The sequence below is a fragment of the Pseudomonas sp. AO-1 genome, assembly GCF_019775695.1.
Classification (GTDB): Bacteria; Pseudomonadota; Gammaproteobacteria; order Pseudomonadales; family Pseudomonadaceae; genus Aquipseudomonas; species Aquipseudomonas parakoreensis.
In genome coordinates, this window is sequence record NZ_CP079947.1 from 5,373,129 (window position 1) to 5,389,957 (window position 16,829).

Annotated in this window: 15 protein-coding genes; all 15 read right to left on the minus strand. The window is 61.6% G+C overall.

Annotated features, from left to right (window positions below):
- Positions 1–67: 67 nt before the first annotated feature.
- Positions 68–397 (minus strand): hypothetical protein, encoded by a 330-nt coding sequence (locus KVQ82_RS24585; RefSeq protein ID WP_007964217.1) that lies wholly within the window; start codon positions 395–397, stop codon positions 68–70.
- Positions 394–1,299, minus strand: a complete 906-nt coding sequence (locus KVQ82_RS24590; RefSeq protein ID WP_041063273.1) for an alpha/beta hydrolase — start codon at positions 1,297–1,299, stop codon at positions 394–396. Before KVQ82_RS24590 ends, KVQ82_RS24585 begins: the two co-directional genes overlap by 4 nt.
- Positions 1,300–1,460: 161 nt before the next feature.
- Positions 1,461–2,738 carry a flavohemoglobin expression-modulating QEGLA motif protein gene (locus KVQ82_RS24595; protein WP_222016330.1) on the minus strand — a complete coding sequence of 426 codons (1,278 nt, stop codon included), beginning with the start codon at positions 2,736–2,738 and terminating at the stop codon, positions 1,461–1,463.
- A 24-nt stretch (positions 2,739–2,762) separates the two neighbouring features.
- On the minus strand, positions 2,763–3,320 hold the full coding sequence (locus KVQ82_RS24600) for a hypothetical protein (RefSeq protein WP_222016332.1): 558 nt from the start codon (positions 3,318–3,320) through the stop codon (positions 2,763–2,765).
- Between the two features lie 156 nt (positions 3,321–3,476).
- The gene (locus KVQ82_RS24605; protein WP_007964212.1) at positions 3,477–4,190 is read right to left on the minus strand and encodes a TetR/AcrR family transcriptional regulator; all 714 of its coding nucleotides are present in this window, start codon (positions 4,188–4,190) and stop codon (positions 3,477–3,479) included.
- Positions 4,191–4,295: 105 nt separating this feature from the next.
- A complete protein-coding gene (gene lysS / locus KVQ82_RS24610; RefSeq protein ID WP_041063265.1) occupies positions 4,296–5,798 on the minus strand; it encodes a lysine--tRNA ligase in 1,503 nt (500 codons plus the stop codon).
- 112 nt (positions 5,799–5,910) lie between these two features.
- Positions 5,911–7,006, minus strand: a protein-coding gene (gene prfB, locus KVQ82_RS24615; protein ID WP_096795805.1) for a peptide chain release factor 2 whose coding sequence is annotated in 2 segments (ribosomal slippage) — positions 5,911–6,933 and positions 6,935–7,006 — 1,095 coding nt in all. Because the reading frame shifts where the segments join, the coding sequence is not laid out codon by codon here.
- A 203-nt stretch (positions 7,007–7,209) separates the two neighbouring features.
- Positions 7,210–8,211, minus strand: a complete 1,002-nt coding sequence (locus KVQ82_RS24620; RefSeq protein WP_041063261.1) for a PleD family two-component system response regulator — start codon at positions 8,209–8,211, stop codon at positions 7,210–7,212.
- A 48-nt stretch (positions 8,212–8,259) separates the two neighbouring features.
- The gene (locus KVQ82_RS24625; RefSeq protein WP_041063258.1) at positions 8,260–9,270 is read right to left on the minus strand and encodes a chemotaxis response regulator protein-glutamate methylesterase; all 1,011 of its coding nucleotides are present in this window, start codon (positions 9,268–9,270) and stop codon (positions 8,260–8,262) included.
- The gene (locus KVQ82_RS24630; RefSeq protein WP_222016334.1) at positions 9,267–11,561 is read right to left on the minus strand and encodes a hybrid sensor histidine kinase/response regulator; all 2,295 of its coding nucleotides are present in this window, start codon (positions 11,559–11,561) and stop codon (positions 9,267–9,269) included. Before KVQ82_RS24630 ends, KVQ82_RS24625 begins: the two co-directional genes overlap by 4 nt.
- On the minus strand, positions 11,558–12,253 hold the full coding sequence (locus KVQ82_RS24635) for a chemotaxis protein CheW (protein WP_041063251.1): 696 nt from the start codon (positions 12,251–12,253) through the stop codon (positions 11,558–11,560). Before KVQ82_RS24635 ends, KVQ82_RS24630 begins: the two co-directional genes overlap by 4 nt.
- Positions 12,250–13,518: a protein-glutamate O-methyltransferase CheR gene (locus tag KVQ82_RS24640; RefSeq protein ID WP_222016336.1), complete on the minus strand. Its 1,269-nt coding sequence runs from the start codon at positions 13,516–13,518 to the stop codon at positions 12,250–12,252. Before KVQ82_RS24640 ends, KVQ82_RS24635 begins: the two co-directional genes overlap by 4 nt.
- On the minus strand, positions 13,515–14,033 hold the full coding sequence (locus KVQ82_RS24645; protein ID WP_222016337.1) for a chemotaxis protein CheW: 519 nt from the start codon (positions 14,031–14,033) through the stop codon (positions 13,515–13,517). Before KVQ82_RS24645 ends, KVQ82_RS24640 begins: the two co-directional genes overlap by 4 nt.
- A complete protein-coding gene (locus KVQ82_RS24650; RefSeq protein ID WP_222016339.1) occupies positions 14,033–15,655 on the minus strand; it encodes a methyl-accepting chemotaxis protein in 1,623 nt (540 codons plus the stop codon). The genes KVQ82_RS24645 and KVQ82_RS24650 overlap by 1 nt, the downstream gene beginning before the upstream one ends.
- Positions 15,656–16,021: 366 nt before the next feature.
- Positions 16,022–16,744, minus strand: coding sequence for a tellurite resistance TerB family protein (locus tag KVQ82_RS24655; RefSeq protein ID WP_222016341.1), 723 nt, complete (start codon positions 16,742–16,744; stop codon positions 16,022–16,024).
- Positions 16,745–16,829 lie beyond the last annotated feature (85 nt).

Here is a 16,829-nt window from a genome sequence, read left to right on the forward strand (position 1 = left end):
CCTGCGGCAGCTCCTACAGGGATCGCGTTCCAATGTAGGAGCTGCCGAAGGCTGCGATCTTTTGCGTTTAAGGCTCGAGTTTCTGCGGGGTTTCCTGGCCCATGCAACGCACGGCTTTTTTCTGCGCATTGATCAGCACCCCGGTCAGGCCTTTCTGCTCGGTGTCAAACAGCACCAGGACGCCATCGATGCACTGCGCCACCTGCGGCGCCGGGTCCAGCGAGACTTTGTAGTCTTCGCCCGGCACGGTCTTGAGCATGGTGAATTCGTTGAGCAGCAGCGCATCCTCGGGTTTGGCGAAGTGCAGGTAGCCGTAATACCACAGGGCACCAACGGTGCCGAGGATGCTGCAGATACCGGTGATGATCAGCGGGATGGCGTTACGTTCTTCAGTCATTGCGGACTCTCATCTTCAGAATTCGGGGGTTGCGGATAATTGGGAATCTCGCCGAGGCGGCGCAGGCCGTTGAAGTGCTCGGGATCTTCCAGATAACGCAGCATCACCTGGCGCCAGACCGGGTCACCGAAAGTCTGTACGTGGCCGCCGCGGGTCAACTGCAACACCCGTGGCGGCGGCGCTGCCTGGTACAGGCGGATGGCGTTGGACATTGGCACCAGTGGGTCGTCGATGCTGTGAAAGATCAGTTTCGGCACGCCGTTAAGCTGCGGCATCGAGTTGATCGCGCTGTCGCCGTCCGGCACCAGCCACGACAACGGCACCTGGAACGGCCAGGTCAGCCACGACGTGCTGAGGGCGTACTGACCGACGCTGCGGTAACTGGCGGGTACACCGTCGAGCACGAAGGCTTTCAGCTGTTTCTGCCGCTCGGGGTGCTGCACCAGCCAATGCACGGCCATTGAGCCGCCGAGGCTCTGGCCGAGGAGGATCAGCGGCTTGCCTTTGACCTCTGGCGCCTGATCCAGCCAGGCGAACGCGGCGTCGATGTCCTGATAGATCGCCGGCAAACTCGGCTCGCCCTCGGACAAGCCATACCCGCGATAATCCACCAGCAGCACCTGATAGCCGTTTTTCGGCAACCACCAACTGCCACCCAAGTGCATCGGCAGATTGCCGCCGTTGCCGTGCAGGTGCAGGACTGTGCCTTTGACCTCGACACCGGGCTTGGCCGGCAGCCACCAGGCGTTGAGCTTGAGGCCGTCGGCCGTGGTCAGGGTGACGGTGCGGTATTCGAGCTTGGCTCTTTCCGGGGTAAAGACCTGGCCCGGCTCGGGGTAAAACAACAGCGAACTGCAACCGCCGAGGGTCAGGAGCAGGCAAAGGATGCCGAGGATTCTCATCCGGTGAAACCTCGCAGAATTCGGGTTGAAAACAATAATTGTGTCAACAAATAACCCTGTGGGAGCTGGCTTGCCAGCGATAGCGGTGGGTCAGCCAACATCAATATTGACTGTCAGACTGCAATCGCTGGCAAGCCAGCTCCCACAGGGTTTGAATGTGGTCAGAGGATATTGGAGTAATCCGCCTCGATCCGGTCCAGGCTCAAGTGATTGAGGAAGTTGGAGAAGCACATCCACGCCGACAGCGCGTTCATGTCGCGGAACTGTTCCGGCAGGTATTTCGGCGGCACCACCAGACCTTCATCGACCAGTTGACGCAGGGTACGCATGTCTTCCAGCGTGGTCTTGCCGCAGAACAGCAGCGGTACCTGCTCAAGCTTGCCTTTACGCACGGCCAACTGAATGTAGTTGTAAACCATGATAAAGCCCTTGAGGTAGGACAAGTCTTTGGTGAATGGCAGACCGTTCGGCGTCGAGCCTCGGAACACCCGGCTGGCGTTGCCGTAGCTTTCGGCCATTTCGAAACCCTGTTCGCGGAAGAACTCGAACACCTGCAAAAAGTCCGCGCCCTCCTCGACCATGTGAATCGCGCGGGTGCGGTTGGTCAGTTTGCGCAGGCGGCTCGGGTAGGAGGCGAAGGTGATGATTTCCATCAGGATCGCCAGGCCTTCCTGGGTCACCGTCGACGAGGGCGGGCCCTTGGACAGGAAGGTGCAGATCGGCTGGTTCAAGCCATTGAGCGTGGTGCCGACGTGCACCAGACCTTCATGGACTTCCAGTGCACGCACGTCGCGGTCGTTGAACAGCGCGTCGGTGCGGATCTTGATGTAATCGGCGCCCGCGGCCGCGTCAGCGACGATGCCGTCGGACTCGAACACGCGGATGGTTTCCTCGGCCTCGCCAAACACCTTGTTCAAGCGGGTTTGCAGCAGGTGCACGGCATCCTTGGCGGTGAGGATCTTCGGTTCGTCCTTCAGGTCGCCACGGCCATCGATGTTGTTCAGGTAGTCGGACATCATCAGGCCGAGGTCGGCCAGGGTCGGGTCGCCGGCGTGGAACGCATCGGAGGCGGCGCCGTAGAGTTCCTGGGAGATCAGGCCGAAATCCTCGGTGCCGCGCGCTTCGAGCATGCGCACCACCATGCGGTATTCCTTGCACATGCGCCGCATGATCTGCCCGACCGGATTGAACTGGCCGAGCTGGCGGGTGATGTCGCGCTCGATGTTCTGGAATTCCAGTTTGACCTTGCTCGAATCGAAGGACAGCGGCCGATTGAGGTAGTAGTCGCGATCCACCGCCGGCATTTCCTTGCCTTTGGCCTTGAGAAAGCCCTTGCGGATGTTCTCGTCCCACTTCACCGCATCGAGCACGCGGATCGGCGTCTGCGCCAGCACAATGCGATCGGACAGCGTGCGTATCGTCTGCTGGTAATCGTCCACCCGAAACTCCTGTAGAAAACTGAATTATTTGGCGCGGGCCTGGCGCTGATAGCGCGCGGCCTCGACGAAGACATCGGAATTGGCCGGATCGTCGAGGTAAGCAAAGACCTTGTCGAGACGGCTGTCGACCTGCACGCCGTCGCCATCGTCATCGGTCTGGAAAGCCTTGCCGTCGAGGGCTTGCTGTTTGATCGCCTGATTGATCTGCTCGAGGTCGAGGTTGTACACCACCAATTCGTGTTTGTCGGTAAGTTCGAAACCGGCGATGGCGTATTGGCCACCGTAACGCGCCGGCACTTTCGCCGACAGGTACCAGCGGCTGCCGTGGCGCGACACCGTGAACGGGTAAGCCTCGCGCTCGTGGGGCCGGGCCTTGAACCAGGTGACGGCCTGATAGCGATCATGGCCGACGCGGGTCAACTCAAGGTTCATCGGCTCGCCCCAGGCATTGGTGCTCGACCACGTGCCCAGCAGGCCCTTGGGCGCCGACTCACTGGCGGGCAACGGATCCTTGAAAGTCACCAGACAGCCACTGAGCAGCAGGAACGACAAGGCGATCAGCACGCCACGCCAGGCTTTCATTCAATACTCCCTATGAACACATAGCCCTGAACACCGCCACATTCCCCCTGTGGGAGCGAGCTTGCTCGCGAAAGCGGTGGTACCGCCAACATTAATGTTGAATGTCAGTCCGCCTTCGCGAGCAAGCTCGCTCCCACAGGGTAAATCAACAGTGGCTTACACCGAGGCCAGGACCAGATGCATGTACCGCGTCAGAATCCCGAGCATGTCCTGTTCGGCCAAAGGCTCGGCGTCGTTGAGCAGGCCCTGATATTCCATCCGTCCGATAATCGCCGTCAACACCTTGGCATCCTGTTGCGGTTCACGCGAGCCCAGGACTTGGAACAACTGGCAGGTGCCCTGCAGCAGAATCTGCTGATGCGAGCGCACCAGATCCGCCAGGCGCGGGTTGAGCAGCGCTTCCTGGCGGAACGCCTGCTCGGCCATCAGATGCTCGCGACGGTTGACCAGTTGCCGGTGCACATAGTCCGCCATCAGCCGCGCGATGTCGTCGGCCAGTTGCGAGCGCGACTCGGGGCTGCCGTCGCCACTGACGACCATCTCGCGCAGCAAGCCTTCGTTGTTGATCCACAGCTTGGCCATGTAGGCCGCGCTGCGTTCGACGTATTGGGCGAAGGTATCGGTGAGCAGGTCATCGATGTCCTTGAAGTAATAGGTGGTGGCCGACAGTGGCACACCGGCCTCGGCCGCCACGGCCCGGTGGCGCACGGCACGCACGCCGTCGCGCACGACAATGCGCATCGCCGCGTCGAGAATGTCCTGTCGACGCTGCTCACTGCCCTGTCGGCTGGCCTTGCGGCCCTGGTACTGAACACTTTCAGCGACCGCAGTGGCGATACCCGCTGCACCTTCTTGAGCGATTGCAACCATCACGACTGGACTTCCTCTGCTATTGCAAAATTAACCAATTGATACATTTGTACCAGACAGGCAATAAAAAGCCGCCTGTTTTAGGCGGCTTTTTAACTGAAACGTTTACGCTTGCGGTCGCATGTGCGGGAACAGGATCACATCGCGGATCGATGGCGAGTTGGTCAGCAACATCACCAGACGGTCGATGCCGATGCCTTCACCGGCCGTTGGCGGCATGCCGTACTCCAGCGCACGCACGAAGTCGGCGTCGTAGTGCATGGCTTCGTCGTCGCCAGCGTCCTTGTCGGCCACCTGCGCCATGAAACGCTCGGCCTGGTCTTCCGCGTCGTTCAACTCGGAGTAGGCGTTGGCGATTTCACGTCCGCCGATGAACAGCTCGAAACGGTCGGTGACGTTCGGGTTCTCGTCGTTACGACGGGCCAGCGGCGACACTTCGAACGGGTACTGAGTGATGAAGTGCGGCTGCTCCAGCTTGTGCTCGACCAGTTCTTCGAAAATCATCACCTGCAGCTTGCCCAGACCTTCGAAGCCCAGCACCTTGGCGCCGGCCTTCTTGGCAATGGCGCGCGCCTTGTCGATGTCGTTCAGGTCATCGGCAGTCAGCTCAGGGTTGTACTTGAGGATCGAGTCGAACACCGAGAGACGGGCAAACGGCTCGCCGAAGTGGAACACCTTGTCGCCGTACGGCACGTCGGTGCTGCCCAGCACCAGTTGCGCCAGTTCACGGAACAGCTCTTCGGTCAGGTCCATGTTGTCTTCGTAGTCGGCGTAAGCCTGGTAGAACTCCAACATGGTGAATTCAGGGTTGTGACGGGTCGAAACGCCTTCGTTACGGAAGTTGCGGTTGATCTCGAACACTTTCTCGAAACCGCCAACCACCAGACGCTTGAGGTACAGCTCAGGCGCGATACGCAGGAACATTTCCATGTCCAGCGCGTTGTGGTGGGTTTCGAACGGCTTGGCCGCTGCGCCGCCAGGAATGGTCTGCAGCATCGGCGTTTCGACTTCGAGGAAGTCGCGCTTCATCAGGAAGCTGCGGATGTGCGCGATCACTTGCGAACGCACGCGGAAGGTCTGGCGCACTTCTTCGTTGACGATCAGGTCAACGTAACGCTGACGGTAGCGCTGTTCGGTGTCGGTCAGGCCGTGGTGCTTGTCCGGCAGCGGGCGCAGCGACTTGGTCAGCAGGCGCACGTTGGTCATTTCGACGTACAGGTCGCCCTTGCCGGAACGCGCCAGGGTACCTTCGGCGGCGATGATGTCGCCCATGTCCCAGGTCTTGACGGCGGCCAGGGTGTCTTCGGACAGTGTCTTGCGGTTGACGTAGACCTGGATGCGACCGGTCATGTCCTGGATCACCATGAACGAGCCACGGTTGAGCATGATGCGACCGGCAACCTTGACCGGGATTGCAGCCTCGGCCAGCTCTTCCTTGGTCTTGTCCGCGTATTTCTTCTGCAGATCTTCGCAGTAGTTTTCACGGCGGAAGTCGTTCGGGAAGGCGTTGCCCTTGGCGCGCTCGGCAGCCAGCTTTTCCTTGCGCAGGGCGATCAGGGAGTTTTCTTCCTGTTGCAGGGCTTGCGGGTCGAGTTGTTGGTCGCTCATGTCTTCAGATATTCCATCAGGTTCGTTGCCCCCGGGCCTGGCGGCCCGGGAATCGCCAGCAGGGCTGGCTCCTACAGGGATCGCGTTGCATCAGCGACCCTGTGTGCGTCTGTTACAGCCCCGATTTCAGGCTGGCTTCCAGGTATTCGTCGATATCGCCGTCGAGTACCTTGTCGCAGTCGCTGCGTTCGATGTTGGTGCGCAAGTCCTTGATCCGCGACGCGTCGAGCACGTACGAACGGATCTGATGACCCCAGCCGATGTCCGACTTGGTGTCTTCCAGCGCCTGGGAAGCGGCGTTGCGCTTCTGCATTTCCTGCTCGTACAACTTGGCCCGCAACATTTTCATCGCGGTGTCCTTGTTGGCGTGCTGGGAACGTTCGTTCTGGCAGCTGACCACGGTGTTGGTCGGTACGTGGGTGATACGTACGGCCGAGTCGGTGGTGTTTACGTGCTGACCACCGGCACCGGAGGAACGATAGGTGTCAATCCGCAAGTCTGCCGGGTTGATTTCGATTTCGACCTTGTCGTCGATCTCTGGCGAGACGAAAACGGCAGAAAACGAAGTGTGGCGACGGTTGCCGGAGTCGAACGGGCTCTTGCGCACCAGACGGTGCACGCCGATCTCGGTGCGCAGCCAGCCAAAGGCGTATTCGCCCTTGATGTGCACGGTCGCACCTTTGATACCGGCGACTTCACCGGCTGACAGCTCCATGATGGTCGCGTCGAAACCGCGTTTGTCCGCCCAGCGCAGGTACATGCGCAGCAGGATGTTGGCCCAGTCCTGGGCTTCGGTGCCGCCGGAACCGGCCTGAATGTCCAGGTAGGCGTTGTTCGGATCCATCTCGTGGCTGAACATGCGGCGGAATTCAAGCTTGGCCAGTGACTCTTCAAGCCCTTGAAGCAGTTCAACGACGTCGTTTACCGCGCCTTCGTCGTTTTCTTCAACGGCCATGTCGAGCAGCTCGCGGGAATCGGCGAGACCGCTGGACAGCTCATCCAGGGTGTCGACGATCTGCGCCAGCGATGCTCGCTCGCGGCCCAGTTCCTGGGCGTATTCAGGTTTGTTCCAGACTGCAGGATCTTCAAGCTCGCGATTGACTTCGATCAGACGCTCATGCTTTTGATCGTAGTCAAAGATACCCCCGAATAGTTTCGGAGCGCTCGGACAGGTCCTTGATGGTGTTCAGGATCGGGTTGATTTCCATGACGGGCAGCACTCGTTGGCGAACTTTTGAAAGCCGGCGAGTATAACGTAATCACGCGGTCACGGCAGCCCGTCTGGCGGCTGTCGGGGTGAATCACTTGACACATTGCCCCTGTAGGAGCTGCCGCAGGCTGCGATCTTTTGATTTTGCTTTTAAAGATCAAAAGATCGCAGCCTGCGGCAGCTCCTACAGCAATTGATGGGTTACTCGATACCTACCTGGTTACGGCCATTGTTTTTCGCCTGATACAACCCACGATCCGCCGCCGAAATCAGCAGGCGGCAATCGCTGCCCGCCTGCGGCACCATGGTCGCCAGGCCGATGCTGATGGTCAGGCTCGACCCTTCGCTCGGGGTGTTGTGCGGAATCTTCAGCGCCGCCACGGTCTGGCGCAGTTTCTCTGCCACCAGCCGGGCACCGCCCGGCGAGGTGTTCGGCAGTACCAGCGCGAACTCTTCACCGCCGTAGCGTGCCGGCAGATCCGACGGTCGCGCGCTGGCATCGCGGATCGCCGTGGCGACCTTGCGCAGCGCCTCATCGCCTTCGACATGGCCAAAGCTGTCGTTGTAGGACTTGAAGTAATCGACGTCGATCATCAGCAACGACAACTGGCTCTGATCGCGCAACGAGCGGCGCCACTCCAGCTCCAGGTACTCGTCGAAGTGCCGGCGGTTGGACAGCCCGGTCAGGCCGTCGGAGTTCATCAGCCGTTGCAGCACCAGGTTGGTGTCGAGCAACTGCTGCTGGCTGACGCGCAGCGCACGGTACGCCGCATCCCGCTGCAGCAGGGTCATGTAGGAGCGCGAGTGATAGCGAATGCGCGCCACCAGCTCGATGGTGTCCGGCAGTTTCACCAGATAATCGTTGGCCCCGGCGGAGAACGCCGCGCTCTTGATCAGCGGATCTTCCTTGGTCGACAGCACAATGATCGGGATGTCCTTGGTCGCCGGGTGATTGCGGTATTCGCGCACCAGGCTCAGGCCGTCGAGGCCGGGCATCACCAGGTCCTGCAAAATCACCGTCGGCTTGATCCGTACCGCCTGGGCGATGGCCTGGTGCGGGTCGGAACAGAAGTGGAAGTCGATGTTCTCTTCGTTCGACAGCCCACGGCGCACGGCTTCGCCGATCATCGCCTGATCGTCCACCAACAACACCATGGCGGCGTTTTCGTCGGTTTTAATGTCGTCGATCTGTAAATCATTCATGGGCGGTCACCTGAGTACTGCGGGGGCCAGGATTGCGGAAAACGCTGTTCATTTGGGGAAAACCTCCAGCAATCGTGGCGCTATCTTTTCCAGTGGACGGATTTCGACGGCTGCATCGATCGCCGCTGCGGCCTTGGGCATGCCGTACACCGCACTGCTTTGCTGATCCTGCGCGATGGTCAGGTATCCCTGCTGGCGCATGAGCTTAAGCCCTTGCGCCCCGTCGCGTCCCATTCCGGTCAATAAAACCCCGATGGCATCGCCGTTCCAATAGTTGGCGACACTTTCGAAGAAGACGTCGATCGAGGGTCGGTAGATCTCGTTGACCGGCTCGGCGGTGTAGGCCAGCGTGCCGTTTTTCAATAAGCGAATATGGTGATTGGTGCCAGCCAGCAGCACGGCGCCGGCCTGTGGTGGCTCGCCTTCGCGGGCCAGGCGCACGTCCAGGCCACTGGCGCTGGCCAGCCATTCGGCCATGCCCGCCGCAAACACCTGATCGACGTGCTGCACCAGCACAATCGCCGCCGAAAAATTGCGTGGCAGGCCCTTGAGCAATACTTCCAGCGCGGCCGGCCCGCCGGCAGAGGAGCCGATCGCCACCAGCCGCTTGCACGACGCCGAACTGCGGTGCGGTGTCGGCACCGGACGCGAACGCGGGGTTTTCTCGCCGATCAGCCAGCCGATATTGAGGATCTTGCGCAGCAACGGCGCCGCCGCTTCCTGCGCGTTACCGGCCCCCAGAGCCGGGGTATCGACCACATCCAGCGCACCGTGGCCCATGGCTTCGAACACCCGATGCACGTTCTGCTGGCGGTCGACTGTGACGATGACGATCGCGCACGGGGTTTCAGCCATGATCCGTCGCGTGGCCTCGACACCGTCCATGACCGGCATGATCAGGTCCATCAGGATCAGATCCGGGGTGTTTTCGGCACACAGACGCACGGCCTCGGCGCCGTTGCCGGCCACCCAGACCACTTGATGCGCCGGCTCGAAGGCCAGCGCACGGCGCAAAGCCTCCACCGCCAGTGGCATGTCGTTGACGATTGCGATTTTCATGCCCGCGCTCCTCCAATGAGCTCAACCACTGCATCGAGCAGGGCGTCGTCATGAAAACTGGCCTTGGCTAAATAATAGTCGGCGCCCGCATCCAGTCCACGACGGCGGTCCTCTTCACGGTCCTTGTACGAGACCACCATCACCGGTAGCGATTGCAGACGGGTATCACGGCGCAGCAACGTAACCAGTTCGATGCCGTCCATGCGCGGCATGTCGATGTCGGTGATCAGCAAATCGAAGTCCTCCGAACGCAGCGCGTTCCAGCCGTCCATGCCATCCACCGCGACCGCCACGTCGTAGCCGCGATTGAGTAGCAGCTTGCGCTGCAGCTCGCGCACCGTGAGCGAATCGTCGACCACCAGAATCCGTTTGCGCGCCACTTCGGCGGCCTGGTTGCCGTGCCGCGCAATACGCTCCAGACGCCCGGTGTTGAGCAGCTTGTCCACCGAGCGCAACATGTCTTCGACATCGACGATCAGCACCACCGAGCCATCGTCAAGCAGCGCCCCGGCGGAGATGTCCTGCACCTTGCCCAGTCGTTCATCCAGCGGCAGCACCACCAGAGTGCGCTCGCCGACAAATCGTTCGACCGCCACGCCATAGACCGCATCGCGCTCGCGGATCACCACGACCTTGAGGGTTTCGTCGCTGCTCTGACTGGCCGGACGATTCAGCAACTGGCTGGCGGCGACCAACCCGACATGTCGGCCTTCGTGCCAGAAATGCTGGCGACCTTCGATCTGCACGATGTCCTGTGGCTCCAGGTCGCACATGCGCTCGATGTGCGCCAGCGGAAACGCATAGGCTTCCTCGCCGACCTCCACCACCAGACTGCGCACCACCGACAGGGTCAGCGGCACTTCCAGATGAAAGCGGCTGCCCTCGCCCGCCGTCTGCTCCAGCACCACTGCGCCGCGCAGTTGCCGGACCATGTGCTGCACCGCGTCGAGGCCGACGCCACGCCCCGACACTTCGGTGACGGTGTCGCGCAGGCTGAAACCCGGCAGGAACAGGAACGTCAGCAACTCTTCTTCGCTCAATTGTGCGGCGGTTTCGGCCGGTGACAATTGGCGTTCGACGATACTGCGGCGGACCTTTTCCAGGTCGACACCATTGCCGTCGTCACTCAGTTCGAGCACCAGCAAACCGGCCTGATGCGAAGCACGCAGGCGGATCAGGCCCTCTTCGGACTTGCCCTTGAGCAGGCGTTGTTCCGGGGTTTCGATGCCGTGGTCGACCGCGTTGCGCAGCAGATGAGTCAGCGGCGCTTCGAGTTTTTCCAGTACGTCGCGGTCGACCTGCGTCTTCTCGCCTTCGATTTCCAGCCGCACCTGTTTGCCGAGACTGCGCCCCAGATCCCGAACCATGCGCACCTGACCGGTGAGCACGTCGGCAAACGGGCGCATGCGGCAGGCCAGCGCGGTGTCGTAGAGCACTTGTGCGCGCTGGCTGGCCTGCCAGGCGAATTCGTCGAGCTCGGCGTTCTTTTCCGCGAGCAATTGCTGAGACTCGGCCAGCAAGCGCCGCGCATCTTCAAGGGCTTCCTGGGCTTCGAGGCTCAGCGTCTGTTCCTTGAGATGCACATTGAGGCTTTCCAGCGCCCGCAGACCATTGTTCTGCATGCGCCTGAGGCGCTGCATGGTAGCCAGATGCGGCTTGAGTCGCTGGGTTTCGACCAGTGATTTACTCGACAGGTCGAGCAGGCTGTTCAGACGCTCGGCAGTGACCCGCAGCACGCGCTCGCCACCTTCGGTGGTGCGTTTGTTCTTGCGCGGCGCCGGATCGGAGGTTTCCAGCGGTGCATCAACCGCCGGCGGCGCTGGCGGTGGCGTTTCAATCGGCGCAGACGGTGCCTGCATCTGCAATTCGGCCATGGGCGGCGACGCCACGGCGGGCGGTGTCGAAGGGTCGAGCAGGCGGCCCATCAACGCCACATACGCCTCAATGTCCGGCGCTTGCGGGGCATTGGCCGGTGTGGCGATACGCATCAACAGATCGGTGCCCTGCAACAACGCATCGATGTGCTCGGGGCGCAGCAACAGCCGCTTTTCCTGAGCGCTGACCAGACAATCTTCCATCACGTGGGCGACGCTGACACCGTTGTCGATGCCGACGATCCGCGCCGCGCCCTTGAGCGAGTGCGCCGCACGCATGCACGATTCCAGATAGTCGGCCTGGGTCGGATTACGCTCCAGCGCCAGCAGCCCGCTGCTCAGCACCTGGGTCTGGGCCTCGGCTTCGAGGCTGAACAGTTCCAGCAGCGAGGCGTCGCGCATTTGCTCGGGGGTCATGTGAGGCTCCGGGTCACGGCGGACAGCAACTGTTCTTCATCCAGCCAACGCAGGCTGCGCCCCCGGAATTGCAGGACACCACGGGTGTATTTGGCGCTGGCAGTGCTGTTGTGCTCACTGCCGGCACGCGACGCGGCGTCGAGAATTTTTTCATCGATGGCGTGGATGCCGTCGACCTCATCCACTGGCACCACCACCGGCCCACCGTGGGCGGCGATGATCAACATGCGCGGCATGATCCGCGCGCCTGTGGCCGGTGCGGCGTTGCCGTCCAGGTCGAGCAACTCGACCAGCGACAGGCACGCGACCAGCGCGCCGCGCACGTTCGCCACGCCGAGCAGGGCCCGCGAGCGCTGGTGTGGCAACGAGTGGATCGCCTGCAGCGGAGCGACTTCCACCAGACTGCGAGTGGCCAGGCCGAGCCACTCTTCGCCGAGGCGGAACATCAGCAGCGAACGGGTTTTCACATCGCTTTCGACCGCCACGGCGACCGGGTCGCGCTCATCCTGCTGCAACGCATAGCGGTCGAGCAGACGCGTGGCGGCAGCGGAATACACCGCGCAGTTTCGGCAGTGAATATGCTCGGTCAGCAACGGGCAGGACTTGTCGCCGTGAATGCCGATGCGGTTCCAGCAGTCATCGATGGCCCGGGCGTCTTCGTGGGTGACGTTCAAGGTGTCGGACGGGATCATCGTTTACGCTCACTGTCGGCGGTACGACCGCTGCGCGCGGCGCGTTCCTGCAATCGTCTGGCACCGGCACTGTCGCCCTGGGCCTGCAGCAACGCAGCCAGGTGCATCAATGCTTCGGGGTGTTGCGGCTCAAGGTACAAGGCCTTGCGGTAATGGCTCTGGGCTTCGAGGGTGGCGCCGGCCACGTCACTGAGCAGGCCGAGCCAGTAGAACACCTGCGCCACCGGTTCGTGACTGCGCAGGTACTGCTCGCACGCCGAACGGGCCTCGGCGCTTTTGCCTTCGTTGGCCAGCGCAGCGATGTTGGCGAGCAAGGTCGCCGCGTCCGGGTTGACGCTTTTGCTGCTGACGGGCAACGGTGCAACGTTGGCAAACGGACGCGGGCGCACGGGTGGCGGCGGCGTGCGCAGCGGTTGGCGCACGGGCAATGGTGGCGGAGTCGGCAGCGACAGCGGTTGCGGTACCGGATCGTTTTGTCGACTGAAGGCAAACGACTGCGGGATGCCAATCGAGCGCATGCCCAGACGCCCGAGCAGACTGCCCTCGGCCGGGCCGATGAACAGCACGCCATCCACGTGAGTCAGACGCTTGAGCACTTCGAACACCTGCTTCTGGGTCGGCTGGTCGAAATAGATCAACAGGTTGCGGCAGAACACGAAATCGAACGGCGGCTCACCCGCCAGCAGCGTCGGATCCAGCACATTGCCGGCCTGCAGGCGCACCTGTTCGCGCACGGCGTCGCTGACTCGATGGCCGTCCTGTTCGGCGGTGAAATGACGCTCGCGAAAGTCCAGCTCCTGACCGCGAAACGAGTTCTTGCCGTACAGCCCGCGTCGCGCCTTGTCCACCGACAGCGGGCTGACATCCATGCCATCGACCTTGAACTGATGGGGCTTGAGCCCGGCATCGAGCAAGGCCATGGCAATCGAATAGGGTTCCTCGCCGGTCGAACACGGCAGGCTGAGGATGCGCAGCGCGCGCATGTTGTTCAATTCGTCCAGACGCTTGCGCGCCAGCTTGCCGAGGGTGGCGAAGGATTCCGGGTAACGGAAAAACCAGGTTTCGGGGACGATCACCGCCTCGATCAACGCCTGCTGTTCGTCCCGCGAACCTTGCAGCAGTTGCCAGTATTCATCGCTGTGCGCCGCTTGCGAGAGCGTGGTGCGTTGGCGCACCGCGCGCTCGATGATCGCAGGCCCCACCGACGTGACATCCAGACCGATGCGTTCCTTGAGAAAATCGAAAAAACGCTGATCGCTGCTCATGACTGCGCCTCATGCGGCGCGGGAAAGAGCAGGCTGCGCACGGCGTCATCCAGCAAGTCGTTGACCCGCACCCACTGCACCAGGCCCTGGGCATCTTCGCGCACCGGGCCGAGGTACGGCGCCTGACGATTGTCCAGGCCATATGGCTGAAAATCCTCGGGATTGCAGCGCAGGGTGTCGGTCGCCTGCTCAAGGATCAGCCCGAGCCAGTGCGACTGCTGCAGTGCATCCGGGCGGTAATGCACCAGCACCAACCGGGTGCTGGTGCGCGCCTCGGCCGGTTGACCGAAGGTCAGCGCACTGAGGTCGATAGCCGGCACCACCGCACCGCGATAGGCGAACACCCCGGCCACCCACTTCGGCGCCTGGGCAATTGGCTTCAACGGTACGCGCGGCAGAACCTCCGCCACTTCAGTGGCGCGCAATGCATAGCGTTCGTTGCCGATGCGAAACAGCAGAAACAGCGCCTGTCTGGCCACTGGCGCAGCGCTGCGTTTGGCAGTGATCTCGCTCATCAGACTTTGAATCGCGAAACGCCACTGCGCAGCCCGACGGCCACCTGGCTCAGTTCGTCGATGGCGAAACTGGCCTGACGCAACGACTCGACGGTCTGGCTGCTGGCGTCGCCCAACTGCACCAGCGCATGGTTGATCTGTTCGGCACCGGTGGCCTGGGCCTGCATGCCTTCGTTGACCATCAACACCCGCGGCGCCAGCGCCTGCACCTGATGGATGATCTGCGACAGTTGCTCGCCGACCTGCTGCACTTCGGCCATGCCCCGGCGCACTTCTTCGGAGAACTTGTCCATGCCCATCACGCCAGCAGACACCGCCGACTGGATCTCGCGGACCATCTGCTCAATGTCGTAAGTGGCGACGGCGGTCTGATCCGCCAGACGCCGTACTTCGGTGGCGACCACGGCAAAACCACGGCCGTACTCACCGGCCTTCTCGGCCTCGATGGCGGCGTTGAGCGACAGCAGGTTGGTCTGATCGGCGACCTTGACGATGGTCACCACCACCTGATTGATGTTGCCGGCCTTCTCGTTGAGGATCGCCAGTTTGGCATTGACCAGATCGGCTGCGCCCATCACCGAGTGCATGGTGTCTTCCATGCGCGCCAGGCCTTGCTGGCCGGAACCGGCGAGTACCGAGGCCTGATCGGCGGCGGTGGACACTTCGGTCATGGTGCGCACCAGATCCCGCGAGGTGGCGGCGATTTCCCGCGAGGTCGCGCCAATTTCGGTGGTGGTGGCGGCGGTTTCGGTGGCGGTGGCCTGTTGCTGCTTCGACGTGGCGGCAATCTCGGTCACCGAGGTGGTCACCTGTACCGACGAACGTTGGGCCTGGGACACCAGCGAAGTCAGCTCGGTCATCATGTCGTTGAAGCCGGTTTCCACCGCGCCGAACTCGTCCTTGCGATCCAGATTCAGACGGCTGCTCAGATCGCCGGTGCGCATGATTTCGAGGATCTTCACGATGCGGTTCATCGGCGCCATGATCGCGCGCATCAGCAACAGACCGCAGGCACCGGCTGCGAGCACGGCCACCAGCAGCGAGACGAACATGCTGACCTTGGCCGCCGCCACGGCTTCGTCGATGTTGGCCATGGCCTGATCGGCGACCCGTTTGTTCTCGCCGATGATGTCGTTGAGTTTCATGCGACCGGTGTACCAGGCCGGGGTCAGCTTCTCGGTGAACAGCTTGACCGCGTCGGCTTCCAGGTTGCGCTTGTGCAAGTCGAGCACCTGATCCTGGATCTGCATGTAGGTGTCGTGATCCTTCTCGAACGCAGCGAACTCGACCCGGTCTTCGTCGGTTGTGACAGTGCTGCGGTAGTTGGCCATCTGCTCTTGCAGGCGCGTCTCGAACGCCTTGTAGTCCGCCGCATCTTCACTGCTGATACCCTGCCCTTCCTTGAGGCCGAGCAGTTCCTGGGTCTGCAGATAACTGTCGACCCACGCACCGCGGATCATCGAGCTGTAATAGACGCCGGGAACGGCGTCATCACGCACGCTGCTTTCACTGGCTTCGATTTTCAGCAGGCGGGAATACGAAACGACGACCATCAGCAACATGATGGCGATAATCACCGCAAAGCTCGCCAAAATGCGTTGGCGCAACGTCCAGTTCTTCACAGTGATTCCTCGTGCCTAAGTCGAAATGCGGGGAGTATAGCCGAGGGCGGTGTCTCATTTATAAGACGCTTTTTAACCCTCGGGCCGACCCGAGGTGGTTGGCGGGAAGGCTCTGGGGTGGGACTGTCCGACAATCGGGGGCTGACGTGCCAGTGATGGAACGGCAAAAAGGGGCGATGGATCGGCCATTGCTGTGGATGCGCTGCTGAAAACGCAATCGTGAGCAGGCTCGCGCCTACTAATTTCGGCGTCCAGTCCAAAACCCTGTAGGAGCTGCGGCACGCTGCGATCTTTTGATTTTTAAAGCCAACATAAAAAGATCGCAGCGTGCCGCAGCTCCTACATAAGTACCGTGTTCAGGCAGTTCTATAGCGATACCTGGCGCACCTGATTCTCCAGTTCTACCTTCAACCCCGGCTCCAGCTTCAGTTGCTTGGCCAGTTCCTCCAGATACGCCTTTTCCATAAAGCTCTCCTCATCCACCAGCATCACGCTGGCGATGTACATTTCCGCCGCCATCTCCGGCGTACTCGCGGCGCGGGCGACGTCGCTTGGGTCGAGGGGTTTGTTGAGTTCGGCGTGCAGCCAGTGTTGCAGTTCCTGATCGTTGTCGAGTTTGGTGAATTCGCCTTCGATCAATTGGCGCTCGCGATCATCGATATGGCCATCAGCCTTTGCGGCGGCGACCAGTGCTTTGAGAATGGCCTGGCTGTGTTGCTCGGCCTGCGCCGGTGGCAAGCGGTCGAGGGTTTGCGGTTCGGTTTGCGGTGCGGTGCCTTTCTGGGCGTTGTAGTTGCCGTAGGCTTTGTAGGCCAGCACGCCAAGCGCTGCGAGCCCGCCGTAAATCGCAACTTTGCCGCCGACCTTGCGCACTTTCTTGTTACCCAGCAGCAAGCCCATTGCGCCCGCCGCCAATGCGCCGCCGCCAGCACCTGACAGCAGACCGCCGAGGCCACTGCCACCAGAAGACCCACCAAGCAAACCGCCCAGGCCGCCAGCCGCCGGTTTGTTCTGCGCGCCACCGGCCTTGTTCTGCAACAGATCCTGGCCGGACTTGAGCAGTTGATCGAGCAATCCACGGGTGTTCATGTTCGCCTCCAAAACAGGGGTTATCCGGATCTATCAGGCCCTCAGCCTAGTTCGAAAGTGCCCTGGGCCTGCCCGCAAGTGTGCT